This window comes from Rothia santali, assembly GCF_024199905.1.
Lineage (GTDB): Bacteria > Actinomycetota > Actinomycetes > Actinomycetales > Micrococcaceae > Rothia > Rothia santali.
Map to the genome: position 1 here is coordinate 58,939 of NZ_JANAFB010000007.1, position 17,898 is coordinate 76,836.

17 protein-coding genes are annotated in these 17,898 nt (G+C 73.6%); 11 read left to right on the forward strand and 6 right to left on the reverse strand.

Features of this window, described 5'->3' with window-relative positions:
- The first annotated feature begins 206 nt into the window (after nucleotides 1–206).
- Both NBM05_RS04420 and NBM05_RS04425 read left to right on the forward strand, forming a co-directional pair.
- Nucleotides 207–893: an NUDIX domain-containing protein gene (locus NBM05_RS04420; RefSeq protein ID WP_254165399.1), complete on the forward strand. Its 687-nt coding sequence runs from the start codon at nucleotides 207–209 to the stop codon at nucleotides 891–893.
- Between the two features lie 38 nt (nucleotides 894–931).
- Entirely contained in the window at nucleotides 932–1,996 is a 1,065-nt protein-coding gene (locus NBM05_RS04425) for a site-specific tyrosine recombinase XerD (RefSeq protein ID WP_373689288.1), read from the forward strand.
- A 99-nt stretch (nucleotides 1,997–2,095) separates the two neighbouring features.
- Here the strand turns inward: NBM05_RS04425 and NBM05_RS04430 are convergent, their stop codons facing one another.
- From NBM05_RS04430 to NBM05_RS04455, 6 genes are all read right to left on the reverse strand, one after another.
- On the reverse strand, nucleotides 2,096–3,256 hold the full coding sequence (locus NBM05_RS04430) for a bifunctional 2-methylcitrate synthase/citrate synthase (RefSeq protein WP_254165400.1): 1,161 nt from the start codon (nucleotides 3,254–3,256) through the stop codon (nucleotides 2,096–2,098).
- A gap of 38 nt (nucleotides 3,257–3,294) precedes the next feature.
- On the reverse strand, nucleotides 3,295–4,206 hold the full coding sequence (prpB, locus tag NBM05_RS04435; RefSeq protein ID WP_254165401.1) for a methylisocitrate lyase: 912 nt from the start codon (nucleotides 4,204–4,206) through the stop codon (nucleotides 3,295–3,297).
- Nucleotides 4,207–5,727: an MmgE/PrpD family protein gene (locus tag NBM05_RS04440; protein WP_254165402.1), complete on the reverse strand. Its 1,521-nt coding sequence runs from the start codon at nucleotides 5,725–5,727 to the stop codon at nucleotides 4,207–4,209.
- Entirely contained in the window at nucleotides 5,724–6,383 is a 660-nt protein-coding gene (locus tag NBM05_RS04445) for a GntR family transcriptional regulator (RefSeq protein WP_254165403.1), read from the reverse strand. The genes NBM05_RS04440 and NBM05_RS04445 overlap by 4 nt, the downstream gene beginning before the upstream one ends.
- A 270-nt stretch (nucleotides 6,384–6,653) precedes the next feature.
- Nucleotides 6,654–7,382 (reverse strand): response regulator, encoded by a 729-nt coding sequence (locus NBM05_RS04450; protein WP_254165405.1) that lies wholly within the window; start codon nucleotides 7,380–7,382, stop codon nucleotides 6,654–6,656.
- Nucleotides 7,379–8,689 (reverse strand): sensor histidine kinase, encoded by a 1,311-nt coding sequence (locus NBM05_RS04455; RefSeq protein ID WP_254165407.1) that lies wholly within the window; start codon nucleotides 8,687–8,689, stop codon nucleotides 7,379–7,381. Before NBM05_RS04455 ends, NBM05_RS04450 begins: the two co-directional genes overlap by 4 nt.
- 130 nt (nucleotides 8,690–8,819) lie before the next feature.
- Between NBM05_RS04455 and NBM05_RS04460 the strand changes: the two genes are divergently transcribed.
- The 9 genes from NBM05_RS04460 (at nucleotide 8,820) to NBM05_RS04500 (ending at nucleotide 17,857) form a co-directional block, all read left to right on the forward strand.
- Nucleotides 8,820–9,575 (forward strand): pyridoxamine 5'-phosphate oxidase family protein, encoded by a 756-nt coding sequence (locus tag NBM05_RS04460; protein WP_254165408.1) that lies wholly within the window; start codon nucleotides 8,820–8,822, stop codon nucleotides 9,573–9,575.
- A gap of 94 nt (nucleotides 9,576–9,669) precedes the next feature.
- Nucleotides 9,670–10,131 (forward strand): GNAT family N-acetyltransferase, encoded by a 462-nt coding sequence (locus tag NBM05_RS04465; protein ID WP_254165409.1) that lies wholly within the window; start codon nucleotides 9,670–9,672, stop codon nucleotides 10,129–10,131.
- Between the two features lie 159 nt (nucleotides 10,132–10,290).
- Nucleotides 10,291–10,824: a putative immunity protein gene (locus NBM05_RS04470; protein WP_254165410.1), complete on the forward strand. Its 534-nt coding sequence runs from the start codon at nucleotides 10,291–10,293 to the stop codon at nucleotides 10,822–10,824.
- A gap of 237 nt (nucleotides 10,825–11,061) precedes the next feature.
- Nucleotides 11,062–12,486 carry a cation:dicarboxylate symporter family transporter gene (locus NBM05_RS04475; protein ID WP_254165411.1) on the forward strand — a complete coding sequence of 475 codons (1,425 nt, stop codon included), beginning with the start codon at nucleotides 11,062–11,064 and terminating at the stop codon, nucleotides 12,484–12,486.
- 213 nt (nucleotides 12,487–12,699) lie between these two features.
- A complete protein-coding gene (locus tag NBM05_RS04480; RefSeq protein ID WP_254165412.1) occupies nucleotides 12,700–13,575 on the forward strand; it encodes a ParA family protein in 876 nt (291 codons plus the stop codon).
- Nucleotides 13,576–13,834: 259 nt separating this feature from the next.
- On the forward strand, nucleotides 13,835–14,689 hold the full coding sequence (locus NBM05_RS04485) for a segregation and condensation protein A (protein ID WP_373689292.1): 855 nt from the start codon (nucleotides 13,835–13,837) through the stop codon (nucleotides 14,687–14,689).
- On the forward strand, nucleotides 14,686–15,546 hold the full coding sequence (gene scpB, locus NBM05_RS04490; RefSeq protein WP_309248112.1) for an SMC-Scp complex subunit ScpB: 861 nt from the start codon (nucleotides 14,686–14,688) through the stop codon (nucleotides 15,544–15,546). The genes NBM05_RS04485 and scpB overlap by 4 nt, the downstream gene beginning before the upstream one ends.
- A gap of 55 nt (nucleotides 15,547–15,601) precedes the next feature.
- Nucleotides 15,602–16,720 (forward strand): pseudouridine synthase, encoded by a 1,119-nt coding sequence (locus tag NBM05_RS04495; protein ID WP_254165415.1) that lies wholly within the window; start codon nucleotides 15,602–15,604, stop codon nucleotides 16,718–16,720.
- Nucleotides 16,721–16,726: 6 nt separating this feature from the next.
- Nucleotides 16,727–17,857, forward strand: a complete 1,131-nt coding sequence (locus tag NBM05_RS04500) for a prephenate dehydrogenase (RefSeq protein WP_254165417.1) — start codon at nucleotides 16,727–16,729, stop codon at nucleotides 17,855–17,857.
- Nucleotides 17,858–17,898 lie beyond the last annotated feature (41 nt).

Consider the following 17,898-nt stretch of genomic DNA (forward strand, 5'->3'; position numbering starts at 1 on the left):
CTGACGAGACGAGGAGGCCCGGTCCCGCATTGCCGCGGGGCCGGGCCTTCCGCGTGGCGCAGCCGCGCCCTTCGCGTGGCGGGGCCTGGCTCTTCGCGTCGCGCGGCCGGGCCCTCTGCGAGGAGGCCCGGACCTTCCGCGTGGCGGACCGGCCCGTCACCGCGGCCGAGCGCGGACGCGGCGTCGTGCCGCGGTAGCCTGGGGAGATGACCCAGACACACCACCTCGACGACGCCCGGGGCCCCTCGGCGGGCCCCTCCGACCGGATCAACCCGCGTGAGCTGCTCTCGCGCGAGACGCGCTTCGAGGGGTTCGTGTTCGACGTCGTGCGGGAGCGCTTCCGCCTGGCCCCGGGGGAGGATCCCCTGGACCGCGACTTCATGCGCCACCCGGGGGCGGTGGCGATCGCCGCGCTCAACGAGCGCGACGAGATCCTGCTGATCAACCAGTACCGCCAGCCCGTGGGCATGAATCTGTGGGAGATCCCGGCGGGGATGCTCGACGTCGAGGGTGAGGCGCCGCTCGACGCCGCCCGGCGGGAGCTGCTCGAGGAGACCGACCTGGTCGCCGAGACGTGGCACACGCTGGCCGAGTTCCACAACTCGCCGGGGGTCTCCACCGAGGCGAACCGGGTCTTCCTGGCCCGGGGCGTCTCGGCGGCGCCGGAGGCCGAGCGGGTCGAGCGCTCGGGGGAGGAGGCGGAGATCGTCGCCCGCTGGTTCCCGCTGGAGGAGGCGGTCGCGGCGGTGCTCGGCGCGCGGATCCACTCGCCCTCGGCGATCATCGCGGTGCTCGCGGCCCGGGCCAGCGTGGAGCGCGGCCACACCGAGCTCACCGACCCCCGCGCGCCCTGGCCGGCGCACCCGCACCTGCGGGAGGGCTCCGGGCGGTGAGCGCGCACGCGGGACCGGACGGGCCGGTGGAGGCCGCCTTGCCGGTGGAGACTGCTTCGCCTGCGGACGCCGCCTCACCGGTGGGGGCTGCCTCGCCGTTGGACGACGCCTCGCCGGCCGACCGGGCGACCCGGCCCGTCCCCGGCCTCCCTCCCGCCCTGGAGCAGGCGATGCGGCGCTACCTGCAGCACCTGACGGTCGAGCGGGGGCTGTCGGACAACACGCTGACCTCCTACCGCCGCGACCTCGAGCGCTACCTGGGGCACCTGGCGGCCGAGAGCGCGGCCGCCGGGCCGGCCGACGTCGTCACCGCGGACGTCCGCGCCTTCGTGCGGCACCTGGCCCGGCCGGCCGGGGAGGGCGGCGTCGGGCTCTCGACGCGCAGCGTGGCCCGGGCCGTGGTATCGGTGCGCGGGATGCACCGGTTCTGGGCCCGGGAGGGCCTGGCCGAGGTCGACGCCGCCGAGCCCGTCGCGCCCCCGCGCCCGGGGGAGCGGCTGCCCAAGGCCCTGCCCGTGGACACCGTGGCCCGGATCCTGGACGCCCCGGACCGGGAGACGCCGGCCGGCCTGCGCGACGCTGCGCTGCTCGAGTTCCTCTACTCCAGCGGCTCCCGCATCTCCGAGGCCGTGGGCGTGGACCGGGACGACCTGTCCTCGCAGGCCGTGACCGCCGGGGCCTCCGGCGACGAGGGATTCGTGCGGCTGCGGGGCAAGGGGGGCAAGGAGCGGATCGTGCCGGTCGGCTCCTACGCGGGGAAGGCCATCGGGGCCTACCTCGTGCGGGGTCGGCCGCAGTTCGCCGTGAAGGGGCGCGGGAACCCGGCGCTGTTCCTCAACGCCCGCGGCGGCCGGCTGACCCGGCAGGGGGCGTGGCTGATCCTCAACAGGGCCGCCGAGCGGGCGCACGTGACCGACGAGGTCTCGCCGCACACCCTGCGCCACTCCTTCGCGACCCACCTGCTGGAGGGAGGGGCCGACATCCGGGTGGTTCAGGAGCTGCTGGGCCACGCCTCCCTGACCACCACGCAGATCTACACCAAGGTCACGGCCGACACGCTCCGCGAGGTGTTCCTGACCAGCCACCCTCGGGCGCTCGGCTGAGCGGCGCGCGGGTGGCGGCCCGGATGCCCCCCCGCCTGAGGGAGCGGCCGCCACGGGCCGCGCCTACGCCTGCGCGTCGGCCTGCGCCACGGGCCGCGCCTACGCCTGCGCGTCGGCCTCCGGCACGTGCCGCTCCTCCGGCCCCGAGTACGCCGAGAGCGGGCGGATCAGGGAGTTGTCCGCCAGCTGCTCCATGACGTGAGCGGTCCACCCGGTGATCCGGGAGGCCACGAACAGCGGTGTGAAGGTCGGGGTGTCGAAGCCCATCAGGTGGTAGACCGGCCCGGTGGGGTAGTCGAGGTTGGGCTTGATGCCCTTGGCCTCGTCCATGGACTTCGCCAGGCCGTCGTACAGGCCCAGCAGCTCGGGCCGTCCGTAGTGCTCGATCATTTCGTGCAGGGAGGCCTCCATGGTCGGCACCCGGGAGTCGCCGTGCTTGTACACGCGGTGGCCGAAGCCCATGATCTTGCGCTTCTGGGCGAGGGCGGCGTCCATCCACTCCTTGGCGCGGCGCTCGGCCTCCTCCTGCGGCTCATCCGTCCGGATCCCGATCTCCTCGAACGTCTCCATGACGGCCTCGTTGGCACCGCCGTGCAGCGCGCCCTTCAGCGCCCCGACGGCGCCGGTCACGGCCGAGTGAAGGTCCGCGAGCGAGGAGGCGATGGTCCGGGCGGTGAAGGTCGAGCAGTTGAAGGAGTGCTCGGCGTAGAGCACCATCGAGACGGAGAACGCCCGGACGACCTCTGGGGCCGGCACCTCGCCGAAGGCCATGTGCAGGAAGTTCTCGCAGTAGTCCAGGTCCTCCCGCGGCTCCACGGGGTCCTGGCCGCGGCGGCGGCGCTGGTCGTAGGCGACCACGGCGGGCATGGCCGCGAACAGCCGCTGCGCCTTGGCCAGGTTGGCCTCCGGGGAGGCGTCCTCCGACCGGGGGTCCTGGGCGCCCAGCACGGAGACCGCGGTGCGGCACACGTCCATGGGGTGGCAGTCGGCGGGCAGGGCGTCGATCACGGCCCTCAGCTCCGGCGAGAGGGCCCGGTGGGACCGCTCGACCTCGAGGAACGCGGCCAGCTCGCGCTCGCCGGGCAGCTCCCCGGTCCAGATCAGCAGCGCGACCTCCTCGAAGGAGCACCGCGCGGCCAGCTCCTGCACCGGGTAACCCCGGTACAGCAGCGAGTTGGACTCGGGGTCGACCTTGGAGATCGCGGTGGTGTCCGCGACGACCCCGGCCAAGCCCTTGTGGATCTCGTTCTCGGTGCTCATGTCATCCTCCTCGACGACGGTGTGGTGTCCATTCTCGCTCAGTCGGCGTGGCGCTGGGGGACCTCGAAGTCGAAGACCCCCTCGTCGAAGCGGCCGTACCCCTCGTAGTCCACCAGCTCGTAGAGGCGGGCGCGGGTCAGCATCGCGTCCACCTCCCGCTCCTGGGTCCCGTCGCGCTCGATCGCCTCCAGCACGCGCTCCATGGCCCCGAGCGCGCTGCGCAGCAGGGTGACCGGGTAGATGACCATGTTGACCCCGACGCCGGCCAGCTCCTCCGCGGTGAACAGCCGGGACTTGCCGAACTCGGTCATGTTCGCCAGGATCGGCACGTCGAGGGCCTCGCGCACGGCGCGGAACTCGTCCAGGTCCCTCATGGCCTCGGGGAAGATCGCGTCGGCGCCGGCGTCGACCAGGGCGCGCATCCGGTCGATCGCGGCGTCGAGGCCCTCGACGCCGCGCAGGTCCGTGCGCGCCATGATCAGGAAGTCCGGGTCCCGGCGGGCCTCCGCGGCGGCCTTGACGCGCTTGACCGCGGTCGCCTCGTCCACCACGCTCTTGTTCTCGAGGTGCCCGCACCGCTTGGGGTTGACCTGGTCCTCGATGTGGCAGCCGGCCAGCCCCGCGGCCTCCAGCTCCTGGACCGTGCGGGCGACGTTCATGGGCTCGCCGAAGCCGGTGTCGGCGTCGACGACCGCCGGCAGGTCCGTCATCCGCGCGATCTGGCCGGCGCGCTGGGCCACCTCGGTCAGCGTCGTCATCCCGATGTCCGGGAAGCCGAGCTCGTTGGCCAGCACGGCCCCGGAGACGTAGACGCCGTCGAAGCCCTTCTCCTGGATCAGCCGCGCGGAGAGCGGGGTGTAGGCGCCGGGGAACCGGTGGAGGGCGCCGTCGGCCAGCATGTCCCGCAGCCGGCGGCGCTTCTGCTCGGGCGTGGTGTCCGGGTACAGCATCTAGAAGATCCCCTTCGGTCCGGTGGCCAGCTCGACGTCGGCCGTGACGTTCAGCGCGCCCAGCTCGCCCGGGGCGAGCTCGGCGAGGTTCTCGGCGGCGTCGATGAAGCGGTCGAGCTCGGCGTCGGCGACCCGGCCCTCGGCCAGCGTGCGCAGCTTGCGCACGTACTGCTCGCGGGCGAAGGGGCGGGCGCCGAGCGGGTGGGCGTCGGCCACCGCGATCTCCTCCACGATCCGCGTCCCGTCCGTCAGCGTGATCTCCGCGCGTCCGCCGAAGGCCTTCTCCCGCGGGTCGATCGCGTGGTAGCGGCGGGTCCATTCCGGGTCCTCCTCGGTGGTGACCTTGCGCCACAGGGCCACGGTGTCCCGGCGGCCCGCGCGCTCGGGGGCGTAGGAGGCGTCGTGGCTCCACGCGCCGTCCTGCAGGGCGACCGTGAAGATGTAGGGGATCGAGTGGTCGAGGGTCTCGCGGGAGGCCGTGGGGTCGTACTTCTGGGGGTCGTTGGCGCCGGAGCCGATCACGTAGTGGGTGTGGTGGGAGGTGTGCAGGACGATCGACTCCACGCGCTCCGGGTCGCCCAGCTCGGGGTGCTCGGCGTGCAGGCGGCGGGCCAGGTCGATCCAGGCCTGGGCCTGGTACTCGGCGGAGTGCTCTTTGGTGTAGGTGTCCAGGATCGCGCGCTTGGGCTCGCCGGGGGCGGGCAGCGGGACCTCGTAGGCGGCGTCGGGCCCGTCCAGCAGCCAGGCGATGACGCCGTCCTCGCCCTCGTAGATCGGCACGGGGGAGGTCTGCCCGCGCATGGCCCGGTCCACCGACTCCACGGCCATCTTGCCCGCGAAGGCCGGGGCGTGGGCCTTCCAGGTGGAGATCTCGCCCTTGCGGGACTGCCGGGTCGCGGTGGTGGTGTGCAGGGCCTGGCCCACGGCCTGGAAGATCGTCTCGACGTCGAGGCCCAGCAGGGTGCCGATGCCGGCCGCGGCGGAGGGGCCCAGGTGCGCGACGTGGTCGATCTTGTGCCGGTGCAGGCTGATGGACTTCACGAGGTCCACCTGGATCTCGTAGCCGGTGGCCAGCCCGCGCAGCAGCTCCGCGCCCGAGCGGCCCGCGTGCTGGGCGACCGCGAGGATCGGCGGGATGTTGTCCCCCGGGTGGGAGTACTCGGCGGCCAGGAACGTGTCGTGGTAGTCGAGCTCGCGGACGGCGACGCCGTTGGCCCAGGCCGCCCACTCGGGGGAGACCCGGGTCCCGGCGGCGTCGAGCCCGTAGAGCGCGGAGCCGGCGCCGTGAGGCCCGGGCGCGTGGCACAGGGCCTGGTCGCGGGCGGAGACGATGGGCGCGCGGTTCAGCGAGGCGATGGCCACCGCGGCGTTGTCCAGGACGCGGTTGACGATCATCTCGCGGACCTCGGGCTCGACCTCGACGGGATCGGCGGCGACCCGCGCGATCTTGTGGGCGAGCTGGTCCTCGCGGGGCAGGCTCTCGTCGCTGCGGTAGACGCGGACGGGGTGGGTGACGGTCACGGGGTCTCCTCCTGGAGGGTGGTGATGGCGGCCAGGATGGCCGCCAGGGAGTTGCTCAGGTGGACCCGGGTGCAGGCCCGGGCCAGCTCGGGGTCGCCGTGGGCCACGGCGCGGGCGATCTGGGCGTGCTCGGCGGCCGCGGCGCGCAGGCGCCGCTCGTCGCCCTTGGACAGCTTCCGCACCCGGCCCAGGTGCACGCGCAGGCTGCGCTGGGCCTGGACGAGGTAGGCGCTGTCCACCGCGGCGTCGAGGGCGGCGTCCAAGCGGTCGACCAGGGCGTAGTAGGCGCGACGATCGGCGTCCTCGGCGCGGTCCGGGTCCTCCGCCGCGGCCTCCAGGCGGCGGGCGAGGTCCGTGAACAGCGCGGGGTCGCCGCGCCGGGCGGCCAGGTCCGCGGCCTGGGCGTCCAGGGCCGCGCGCAGCTCGAACATCGCCCGCACCGACTCCGCCGAGACGGGGGAGACGACGACGCCGCGGCCCGGCTTGGCCTCCACGAGCCCCTCGGACAGCAGACGGGAGAAGGCCTCGCGGACCGGGGTGCGCGAGACGCCGAGGCGGGTGGCCTGCTCGACCTCGCCGAGCACGGTGCCGGGAGCGAGGCGCCACTCCACGATGTCGCCGTGCAGGATGCGGTGGGCGCGTTCGCTGGCTCGCACGGGGGCACCTCCTCGGGGTCGGCTCGCGGTGACGGAGACGGCGGCGGTGGGGTCACGGCGACGACCACGCCGGGCGCGCCGGGGCCGCAGGGTGACGCGGGCCACGAACGCCTCCCTCCCATGTATACACAGAAGTCGCGGAAGGCTCAAGAACCTCCGCTGGAGCGGCGTCTTCAATCGCAGCAGCGCCGCGGTGTATACAGAGTGATCGTTCTCGTGAAAGCGGCTGGCCGTCTCGGAGCGCTCGCCGCCCGGTCCCGTGCCCGGTCCTCAGCCGACCCAGGCGTACTCGATCTCCGGCCGCCCGGGCGTGCCGTGCCGCGACTGCTTCCGCACCAGGGCCCCGCGGTGCAGGTGCTCCAGGTACCGCCGGGCCGTGACCCGCGAGAGGTCGAGCGCGGCGGCGACCTCGCCGGCGGAGAGCGGGGCCTCGGCCTCCCCGAGCACCCGGGAGACCTCCGCGAGCGTCTCGGCGGACAGGCCCTTGGGCAGGCCCTCGGCGTCCCCACCCTCCCGGCCCCACAGCCGGTCGATGTCCGCCTGGGCGAAGCTCGTCCCCCCGCGCAGGCGCTCCCGGAACGCGAGGTAGGCCGTGAGCTTGCCGTGCAGCTGGGTGAAGCTGAAGGGCTTGACCAGGTAGCCGTAGGCGCCCTGGAGCGAGGCGGCCCGCAGGCTCGCGGCGTCCCGGCGCGCGGTCACCATGAGGATGTCCACCGGGAGGTCGGCGCCGCGGATGAAGCGCGCGACGTCGTACCCGGAGCGGTCCGGCAGCGTGACGTCCAGCAGGACGAGGTCCACCGCGCGGCCGGCGGCCGCCTCGGCGCGGAGGGCGGCGATCGCCGCCTGCGCGTTGTAGGCAACGGCGGCGACCTCGAAGCCGTCGAGGGAGCGGATGTACTCGGCGTGGGAGGCGGCGGTGATCTGCTCGTCGTCGACCACCACCACGCGCACCGGGTCCGGGCCGGGACCGGGGGCGGGGGAGTCGGGGGCTGGCGTCATCGGCGGGCTCCTGGGGTCTCGGCGTCCGGGCGGGGCGCCCCGGGGCGGTCGGGGCGGGGGATGCGCACGGTGAAGACGGCGCCGGCGTCGTTGGCGGCCTCCACGGTGCCCCCGCGCCGCTCGATCATCTCACGGAGCAGGTGCAGGCCGACCCCGCGTCCCGCGTCCCCGGCCGGCTTGGAGGAGTAGCCCCACTCGAAGATCCGAGTCTCCGCACCGGGCGGGATGCCGGGGCCGGAGTCGGCGACGACCACCTCCCAGCCGGCGTCGGTCTCGCTGAGGTCCACCTCGACCTCGCGCGGCTCCCCGGGCGGGTTCTCGCAGACCGCGTCCATCGCGTTGTCCACGAGGTTGCCCACCACCGAGACCAGCTCGACGTCGGTCAGCGGCACCGCGCGCCAGGACCCGCCGACCCCGACGCCGATCTCGACGCCGCGCTCGCCGGCCTCGGCCTTCTTCCCGGTCAGCAGCGCCGCCACGGCGGGCAGCTGGTCCCCGGCCGCGAGGTCGGCCTCCCACGAGGTGCCCGAGGCGATGTCGGCCTCCGCGAAGCGCCGGGCCCGGTCCACGTGGCCGAGCTCCAGGAGCGTCAGGACCGTGTGCATGCGGTTGCGGTGCTCGTGGTTCTGCGACCGCAGGGCCGCGGCCAGGGAGCGGGTCGCCTCGGCCTGGAGGATGTCCTCGCGGCTGAAGCCCAGCGTCGCGCGGCTCAGGTAGCGGAAGATGAGGATCGTGGAGGCGGTGGTGGTGGCCAGGAGCGTCGCGGCGATGAGGCCCAGCAGCGGCACCTGCTCGCGGACGATCGTGGAGATCTCGTTGATCGTGACGCCGGTGGAGACCAGGCCGATCACCGTCCCGTCCGGCCCCGTGACGGGCGCGATGGTGCGCATCGACACGCCGAGCGTCCCGCGCTCCTCGAGGGTCTCGATGCGCCCGGCCTGCGCCCCGGCGATCTCGCCCTGGTACGGCAGCCCGATCGACCCGGGGTTCTCGTGGGTGTATCGCACGCCGTCGGGGGACATGATGGTGATGAAGCTGACCGAGGAGTTCTCGGTGATGCCGTGCGCGTAGTCCTGGAGGCCCTCGCTGGGGTCCGCCGACTGCAGGCGCTCGACGACGTACGGGTCCCGGACCAGCGACGTCGTGAGCGTGCGGGTGATCTCCCCGGCGCGGTCCCGGGCGGCGGCCTGCGCCTGCCAGTAGAGGGCGGCCGCGACGACGCCGCACACCAGCACGACCACGAGCATCTGCGAGAGCAGGAAGCGGCGGGCGATGTTCCAGTGGATCCGGGGGCGGAGGGAGCGCATGGGTGCCACCCTATGCGGGCGCGTGATCCGGCGCACCCTCGCGGGAGCGCGGTCCGGCGGGCGGCCGGGGAGCGAGAAACGGGCGAGCGGGGCTCGAGGGACGGGCGGCCGGGGTGCGAGAATACGAGGCATGACGACCACCACGCAGGAGATCCTGGACGAGATCTGGCGCTCGCTCGACGCGGCGGTGCGGGGGCGCACCCCGTTCACCCTCGGCTACCTCGGGACCGTGGACGCGGCGGGCGCGCCCCGGGTCCGCGCGGTCATCCTGCGCCGCAGCGACCGGGGGTCGGGCTGCCTCCACGTGGTCAGCGACCGGCGTGCGGCCAAGGTCGGGGAGCTGGCCGGGGACCCGCGCGTCGCGTTCACGGTGTGGGACGAGGACCGCTCGGTCCAGCTCCGCGTCGAGGGGCGCGCCCTCGAGGTCCTGGACGCCGAGGAGCGCGCCCGCGCGTGGGAGTCGCTGAGCCCCGGAAGCCGGGACCTGTACCGCTCCCCGCTGGTCCCCGGCACGCCGCTGGCCGACGACGGGGCGCCGGCCGGGAGCGGTGCGCCGACCGGGACGGACGGGATGCCGGTCGTGGGGTCCGCGGAGGAATCCGCCACCGGGTCCGGGGCCGAGCGCGAGGACGACGCCGCGGCCTTCGGGCGGTTCGCCTGGATCCGGATCGACTGCGAGCGGCTCGACTGGCTGGACCTCTCCGCCTCGCCGCAGGCGCGTTGGGAGTTCGAGCGCGGTGGTCTCGGCGGTCGCGACGAGCGCGGTGGTGACGACGGTGGTGACCAGCCCGGTGGTCTTGACGGGCTCGGCCAGCGTGGCGGTGACGACGGTCGTGCCGGTCGCGGCGCGGAGGGCGAGTGGACCGGCCGGAGGGTCGTCCCCTAGGGGGCGGCGGATGGGTCCGAGCCTGGAGGGGCCGTGGTCGTCGCCCGGAGCGCGCGGGCCCCGGGTCCGCCTCGTGCGGGTGCCCTTGCCGGTCATGCGGCTGCTGGTCGCGGGCGGGGAGGGCGTCGCGGAGCGCGAGGGCCTCACGCCTTTCGTGGCCTCCGAGGAGTGCGTGGTCGCGTGGCGGATGCGGATCGGGCAGATCGAAGCCTCGCCCGCCGAGGCCGCCTGGGTCACCCGGCTGATCTACGCCGACGGGGTGGAGGGACCGGTCGGCATCGCCGGCTTCCACGGCCCGCCCGACGCCCGCGGGATGGTCGAGGCCGGCTACCACGTCGACCCGGGGCACCGGCGCCGGGGGTACGCCCGCGCGGCGCTGGAGGCGATGCTCGCGGTGGCCCGCGCCCGCCCGGAGGTCAGGGTCGTGCGCGCGACCATCGCCCCCGCCAACCTGGTCTCGCAGAGGATCGTGCGCTCCGCGGGCTTCGCGGTGACGGGGGAGCAGTGGGACGAGGCGGACGGGTTCGAGATCGTCTGGGAGCTCGACGTCGTCTGACCCGGGTGGATCATTCGCCGGCTCGGCTGGGCTCGGCCCGCTCGGTTTGGCTCGCCCCCCCCCCGGTGACGGGCCCGCCGTCGCGCCCCCGACCCTGCCCCGGCGGCTAGGACCCGCCGTCCCTCCCCGGCGGCATGCACCCGTGGCAGGATGGGCGGCATGGCATCACCTCAAGCGCTTAGCGAGGAGGACCGGCGGCTCGTCGCGGCCTGGGCCGCCGACTGCGCGGAACGCGTCCTCCCGCTCTTCGAGGCGGAGGCGCCCGACGACGCCCGGCCCCGCGATGCGATCGCCCGCGCCCGGGCGTTCGGGCGGGGCGAGCTGGGCGCGGCCGGGGAGATCAAGCGGAGGTTCGTCGCGGGGCGGGCGGCGTCGTCCGCGAGGACCCCAGCCGGCGCGGCCGCCGCGCGATCCGCCGCGCAGGCCTCCGGCGTCGCGCACATGGGAGCGCACGCCCTCGGCGCGGCGGCCTACGCCGTCCGGGCGGCCGGCCTCGCCGCGTCCGGCCGCCCCGAGGCCCGGGGCGAGGAGGTCCGGTGGCAGCTGGCGGCCATGACGCCGCCGGTCCGCGCCGCGCTGAGCCTGCTCCCGGCACTGGGCGAGGACTCCGCCGGGCCGCTGGGGCCGGGGCTGCTGGCCTCCGGTGCCCTCGGCGACGCGATCCGGGAGATCCAGTCCGGACTCGGCGCGTGAGACACGCGGTCGAGGCGGCAGGCCAAGACGCCGCCTCCTGGGGCGCCGGCCCTTTCGTGGAGCCCTGGGACCGGCAGCGACCGTGGGAAGCCCCGTTCACGTCACCCGTGAACTCAATGACCGCAACTCCCCCCTCCGTGACGCGGGACACCATACTGCTGTGATCGACACCATCCCGCCTGGCCCCCGACGTCGTGGCCCGCGCGGGCATCGCACACATCGAAAAGGGGAGCTCTCATGGCTCAGACCACCGCGAAGAAGCCGTGGTATAAGGACAAGACGCACCTGCTGTACGTCTTCGTCATCCTCGCCGTCGTCCTGGGCGCCGCGCTCGGGCTGATCGCGCCCGAGGTCGGCAAGTCGCTCAAGCCGCTCGGCACCGGGTTCATCTCGCTCATCACCATGATGATCGCGCCGATCATCTTCTGCACCATCGTCCTGGGCGTGGGCTCGGTCGCCAAGGCCGCGACCGTGGGCCGCGTGGGCGGCATGGCGCTGATCTACTTCGTCATCATGTCCACCTTCGCCCTCGGCATCGGGCTGATCGTCGGCAACATCCTGCACCCCGGGCACGACCTGAACTACCACGCGACCGGCTTCACCCCCGAGGCCGGCGGTGAGAGCGGGGAGTCCGGCGGCACCGCCGGGTTCGTCCTCGGCATCATCCCCACCTCGCTGCTGTCCTCCCTGACCGAGGGCAACATCCTGCAGACCCTGTTCGTCGCCCTGCTGGTCGGCTTCGCGCTGCAGAAGATGGGCGACCTCGGGCAGCCGATCCTGACCTTCATCGGCCACCTGCAGAACCTCGTGTTCCGCCTCCTCATGATGATCATGTGGCTCGCGCCCATCGGCGCCTTCGGGGCCATCGCGGCCGTCGTCGGGGACACCGGCATCAAGGCCATCGCCTCGATGGCCGTGCTGATGATCGGCTTCTACGTCACCTGCGTGCTGTTCATCGTCGTGATCCTCGGCGGCCTGCTGAAGATCGCGACCGGTGTCAACATCCTCAAGCTGATGAAGTACCTGGCGCGGGAGTACCTGCTGATCTTCTCGACGTCGTCCTCCGAGGCCGCCCTGCCCCGCCTCATCGCCAAGATGGAGCACCTGGGCGTGTCCAAGCCGGTGGTCGGCATCGTGGTGCCCACCGGGTACTCCTTCAACCTGGACGGCACCGCGATCTACCTGACCATGGCGTCGGTCTTCGTGGCCGAGGCCATGGGCACCCCGCTCGCGATCGGGGAGCAGATCTCGCTGCTGGTCTTCATGATCATCGCCTCCAAGGGGGCCGCGGGGGTCTCCGGCGCGGGCATCGCGACGCTGGCCGCGGGCCTGCAGTCGCACCGGCCGGACCTGGTGGACGGCGTCGGGCTGATCGTGGGCATCGACCGGTTCATGTCCGAGGCCCGCGCGCTCACCAACTTCACCGGCAATGCGGTGGCCACCGTGCTGGTCGGCAAGTGGAACCGCCAGGTCGACATGGGCCGCGTCCGCGACGTCCTGGACGGCCGGCTGAAGTTCGACGAGTCGACGATGGGCGGGGAGGCCGGCGCGCATCACCCGCGGGGCGAGGAGCGCGTGGAGCAGGCCTCCGCGATGCGGACCTCGGCCCGGCCCGAGCCGCTCGCCCAGGCCGGCTCCCCGGACGGCGCCGAGCGGGGCTGACCCCGACGCCGCTCCCGCCGCGCCCGGGAAGGGCGGCACATGACGCCCGCGCGTTCGTCCACAGGCCGAGCGCGCGGGCGTCTGACCAGCGGTTCCACCGCCACCACCGGCCCCTCGATCCACACTGCGCCGCCGGCGCGGCGAGGATCGAGGGGCTGGTTGTAGGCTTAAGCGGAGTAAGCGACTCGAAATGACGACGAGGAATAGTTGCGCGTGAGCACACAGAAGACTGAAACCGTCCAGGGCCAGGACGTCGGACCCACCGGCCGGCCGGTGCGCCAGTTCCCGGAGCCCGCGCCCCTGGACTCCCACGGGCCCGCCCGCGTGATCGCCATGGTCAACCAGAAGGGCGGCGTCGGCAAGACCACGTCCACCATCAACCTGGGCGCCGCGCTCGCCGAGCTCGGCCGCAAGGTCCTGATGGTCGACTTCGACCCGCAGGGCGCGCTCTCGGCCGGCTTCGGGGTCAACCCGCACGAGCTGGACACCACCGTGTACAACGTCATGATGGACCGCAAGGTGGACGTCCACGAGGCCATCCGCTCCACCGAGTTCGAGAACATGGACCTCCTGCCGGCCAACATCGACCTCTCCGCCGCCGAGGTGCAGCTGGTCAACGAGGTCGCGCGCGAGCAGGTGCTCTCCCAGGCGCTGCGCAAGGTCAAGGACGAGTACGACGTCGTGCTCATCGACTGCCAGCCCTCGCTCGGCCTGCTGACGGTCAACGCGCTGACCGCGGCCGACGGCGTCGTGATCCCGCTGATCTGCGAGTTCTTCGCCCTGCGCGCGGTCGCCCTGCTGGTGGACTCGATCGAGAAGGTGCAGGACCGGCTCAACCCGGACCTGCAGATCGACGGCGTGCTGGCCACCATGTTCGACTCCCGGACGCTGCACTCCCGCGAGGTCATCGCCCGGATCATCGACGCTTTCGGGGACAAGGTCTTCGACACGGTCATCAAGCGCACGGTGAAGTTCCCGGACGCCACCGTCTCGGCCGAGCCGATCCTCTCCTACGCGCCCACCCACACCGGGTCCGTGGCCTACCGGGAGCTGGCCAAGGAGCTCATCGAGCGCGGGGGCGCCCGCTGATCAGGGACGCGCTCGCGGCGGCCGACGCCGGGGCGGAGGCGCCGGCGGCCGGGCCGGCGCCGGGCGAGGCGACGTCGCCTGACGACCGGGCATCGCCTGACGACCGGGCGGGGCCGGCGGCGACGCGCCGTCGCCCGACGCCGGAGCGGCCGGCGACGCCGCGCCGTCGGCGGAGACCTCCGGCGGCGGGTTCTCCGTGTCCCTGGAGAACTTCGCCGGACCCTTCGACGTCCTGCTCTCCCTGATCTCGCAGCGGCAGATGGACATCACGCAGGTCGCACTGGCGGCCGTCACCGACGAGTTCATCGCCTACGTGCGGACCCTGCGGGAGACCGGGCTCGAACGGGCGCTCGACGAGGCCACCGAGTTCATCGTCATCGCCGCGACCCTGCTGGACCTCAAGGCCGCCCGGCTCCTGCCGGCCGGCGAGGTCGAGGACGACGAGGACATCGCGATGCTCGAGGCCCGCGACCTCCTCTTCGCCCGCCTGCTCCAGTACAAGGCGTTCAAGGACGTCTCCGAGGTGCTGGCCGAGCGGATCGAGGCCGAGCGCAGCCGCGTCCCGCGCACGCCCACCCTGCCGCCGGAGTTCGCCGCCCTGCTGCCCGAGCTGGTGTTCACCACGACGCCGGAGCGCCTCGCCCAGATCGCGGAGAAGGCGCTGACTCCGAAGGACGCGGCTCCCGACGAGGTCTCGACCGACCACCTCCACTCGTTCCAGGTCACGATCCGCGACGAGGCCGAGACCCTGGCCGCCCGCCTCATGCCCGGTGCCCCGCTGCCGTTCACGGCCCTGGCCGCCGACGCCGAGAGCCCCCTGGTCATCGTGGTGCGGTTCCTGGCCCTGCTGGAGATGTACCGCGACCGCGTCGTCGCGTTCGCGCAGGACGCGCCCTTGGCCGAGCTCACGGTGACCTGGATCGGCACCGACCCCGGGTGGACGCCCGAGCGGCTGGCCCACGACGACTACCGCGGGGCGGCGGACCCGCCCGCGGAGACCGCCGTGACCGCCCGGCCCGCCGAGTCCGCGCAGCCTGCCCGGCCAGCGGAGCCCGCGGCGCCCGCGGCGCGCGCCCAGCCTTCCGAGACCGACCAGGAGCAGACCCCCGCATGACCAGCGACAGCATCGACGGCACCCGCATCGACGGCGGGCCGGACGACGTCGACGCCGCCGAGTCCGAGCCCGAGGCCGGCCCACCCCGCGTCGAGCTCGTCCCCGGCGGCGCCAAGGCGGCCATCGAGGCGATCCTCATGGTCGCCGACGCCCCCATCAGCGAGCACCAGTTCGCCGAGGCCCTGCTGGTCCCGGTGGCCACGGTCGAGCGCGCGCTGGACGCCTTGGCCCGCGACTACGACGGCTACGGCGACCTCGCGCCCGAGGCGGCCGCCGAGAACGGGACCGAAGCGGCTTCCGGGAATGCGACCGAAGCCGCCCCCGAGATCGCGACCGACGCCGCCGCCGAGAACGCGCCCGACGCCGCCCCCGAGAACGCGACCGGGATCACCGGTGACCCGCGGCGGTACGCGGGTTATACTGGGAAGTCGGCCTCCGGCGTCGTGCCTCCGCGTGAACCGCGGGGCATGGAGCTGCGGAGGGTCGCCGGCGGCTGGCGGCTGTACGCCCGGCCGGAGTTCTCCGCCTGGGTCTCGCGCTTCGTGCTCGAGGGTCAGACCTCGCGTCTGTCCCAGGCGGCGCTCGAGACGCTCGCGGTGATCGCCTACCGGCAGCCCGTCTCGCGCTCCCGGGTCGCCTCGATCCGCGGCGTGAACGTGGACGGCGTCATCCGGACCCTGCGCACGCGGGGCCTGGTGGCGGAGGCCGAGGAACCGGGGGAGTCCGGGGCCGCGCTGTTCGAGACCACCCCGCTCTTCCTGGAGAGGATCGGGTTGGAGGACCTCGAGGACCTGCCGAAGATCTCCCCCTACCTTCCCGGCGTCGAGGACGTCGGGGACTACGAACAGCGGACGTAGCGCCCGGGACCCGGGCGGCGCCCGCACGCACAACATCATCAGAGGATTGAAGGACATGGCCAACAGATCGACGGGACGTCAGAACTCCGGCAACAACGCGGGCAGGGGCTCGCGCCCCGGGCAGGGCAAGCCCGCCCGCGGAGGATCGTCCAAGAACTACCAGAAGCCGCAGCGGCCCGGCCGCCCCGGCGAGAAGCCCCAGCGCCCGGGCCGCCCGGGCGAGAAGTCGCAGCGCCCCGGCCGCCCGGGCGCGCGCGGCCCCCAGCCGGAGGTCAAGTCCGGCGCCAACCGGAGCGAGAAGAAGAAGTTCCAGCCCCGCAAGGGCCAGTCCGGCAAGATCTTCGCCCGCGAGCGGGGCGAGCGCCGGAGCAGCGAGCAGTACAGCGGCCCGCACCGCCCCCGCCGCCCCCGCGCGGCCCCGGTGGACCGCCTGGACGTGCACGACGAGCACGGCGTGCGCCTGCAGAAGATCATGGCGCAGGCCGGCGTCGCCTCGCGGCGCGTCTGCGAGATGATGATCACCGAGGGTCGGGTCACGGTCGACGGCGAGCTGGTCACCGACCTCGGCGTCCGCGTCGACCCGGACAACGCCGTGATCCAGGTGGACCACGTGACCATCCAGACCGACGAGTCGAAGGTCTACTACGCCTTCAACAAGCCCGAGGGCGTGCTCGCCACGATGGAGGACCCCGAGGGCCGCCGGTGCATCTCGGACTTCCTCAACCCGCAGCGCAAGGAGCGGATCTTCCACGTCGGCCGGCTCGACGTCGCGACCGAGGGCCTGCTGCTGCTGACCAACGACGGCGAGCTCGCCAACCGGCTGACCCACCCCTCCTACGAGGTGCCCAAGAAGTACCTCGTGCAGGTGCGCGGCCCGATGGAGCACGGGATCGGCGCCGAGATGAAGAAGGGCATCCGCCTGGAGGACGGGATGGCGCGCGTGGACGAGTTCAGGCTCGTCGACTCGACGCCGGGCCACCTCCTCATCGAGGTCACGCTGCACTCCGGCCGCAACCGCATCGTCCGCCGGCTCTTCGACGCCGTCGGGCACCCCGTGGAGAAGCTGGTCCGCACCGAGATGGGCCCGCTGCGCATCGGCTCGCAGAAGCAGGGGACCGTCCGCAACCTCTCCAAGGTGGAGATCAGCCAGCTGCTGACCTCCGTGGGGATGTGAGCTGAGGTGCCCGCTCGCCAGACCGCGACCGTCTCCGGACCCGTCCTGATCATCGGGGCCGGGCTGCTGGGCGCCTCCGTGGGCCTCGGGCTCGCCGTGCAGGGGGTCCGGACGTGGGTCTCCGACATCTCGCCGACCACCGAGGCCGTGGCCGCCGACATCGGCGCCGGGCGCTCGCTGGCCCGCTTCGTCCGCGAGGAGGGGGAGGCCGCGGCGCGCGAGCGGGTGGACCCGCAGCTGATCGTCGTCGCGACCCCGCCCGACGTCGCCGCCGCCACCGTGATCCGGTGCCTGCGGGAGTACCCGGGCGCGAGCGTCGTCGACATCGCCTCGGTCAAGGCGCCGATCCTGGCCGAGGTGGAGGCCTCGGGCGCGGACGTGAGCCGGTACCTCGGCACGCACCCGATGTCCGGGCGGGAGAAGTCGGGGCCGGTCGCGGCGCGCGGCGAGCTGTTCACCTCCCGACCGTGGGTGATCTGCGAGCACGACGCCGTCGCCCCCGAGACCGTGCGCCTGGCCCACGGGCTGGCCACGGACCTCGGCTCGATCGTCACCTACCTCGACGTCGAGGAGCACGACGCCGCGGTGGCGCTGGTCTCCCACGTCCCGCAGGTCATGTCCTCGCTGCTGGCCTCCCGCCTGCGGGAGACGCCGCTCGAGGCGCTGGGCCTGGCGGGCCAGGGATTACGCGACACGACGCGGATCGCCGGCTCCGAGCCCGGGCTGTGGGTGCAGATCCTCTCGGCCAACGCCCGGCCCGTCGTCGAGACCCTCTACGGGGTCCGGGCGGACCTGGACCGGCTGATCGGCACGCTCGAGGCGCCCACCGCCGACGGCGCGCGCCTGGACATCGCCCAGCTGATGAGCGAGGGCAATGCCGGGGTCGCCCGGATCCCCGGCAAGCACGGCGGCGCCCCCAAGGCGTTCTCCGAGCTGACGATCCTGGTGGACGACACCCCGGGGCAGATCGCCCGGCTGCTCACGGAGATCGGCGAGATCGGCGTGAACATCGAGGATCTGCGGATGGAGCACTCTCCCGGCCAGCCAGTGGGTATGGTCGAGGTAGCCGTGGTCCCCACCGCGCACGACCGGCTTGTGGACGAGCTGGACGCGCGCGGCTGGAAGATCGTCAAGTAGCCCCGTCCGCCCACCGGCGGCCGCGGCCCCCAGCACCTGAC

Bases quoted from the DNA above. Each gene is read 5' to 3' on its own strand.
- NBM05_RS04420 (WP_254165399.1), top strand. From the start codon at position 207: ATGACCCAGACACACCACCTCGACGACGCCCGGGGCCCCTCGGCGGGC.
- NBM05_RS04430 (WP_254165400.1), bottom strand. From the start codon at position 3,256: ATGAGCACCGAGAACGAGATCCACAAGGGCTTGGCCGGGGTCGTCGCG.
- prpB (WP_254165401.1), bottom strand. From the start codon at position 4,206: ATGCTGTACCCGGACACCACGCCCGAGCAGAAGCGCCGCCGGCTGCGG.
- NBM05_RS04450 (WP_254165405.1), bottom strand. From the start codon at position 7,382: ATGACGCCAGCCCCCGACTCCCCCGCCCCCGGTCCCGGCCCGGACCCG.
- NBM05_RS04455 (WP_254165407.1), bottom strand. From the start codon at position 8,689: ATGCGCTCCCTCCGCCCCCGGATCCACTGGAACATCGCCCGCCGCTTC.
- NBM05_RS04460 (WP_254165408.1), top strand. From the start codon at position 8,820: ATGACGACCACCACGCAGGAGATCCTGGACGAGATCTGGCGCTCGCTC.
- NBM05_RS04465 (WP_254165409.1), top strand. From the start codon at position 9,670: ATGCGGCTGCTGGTCGCGGGCGGGGAGGGCGTCGCGGAGCGCGAGGGC.
- NBM05_RS04470 (WP_254165410.1), top strand. From the start codon at position 10,291: ATGGCATCACCTCAAGCGCTTAGCGAGGAGGACCGGCGGCTCGTCGCG.
- NBM05_RS04475 (WP_254165411.1), top strand. From the start codon at position 11,062: ATGGCTCAGACCACCGCGAAGAAGCCGTGGTATAAGGACAAGACGCAC.
- NBM05_RS04485 (WP_373689292.1), top strand. From the start codon at position 13,835: ATGGACATCACGCAGGTCGCACTGGCGGCCGTCACCGACGAGTTCATC.
- scpB (WP_309248112.1), top strand. From the start codon at position 14,686: ATGACCAGCGACAGCATCGACGGCACCCGCATCGACGGCGGGCCGGAC.
- NBM05_RS04495 (WP_254165415.1), top strand. From the start codon at position 15,602: ATGGCCAACAGATCGACGGGACGTCAGAACTCCGGCAACAACGCGGGC.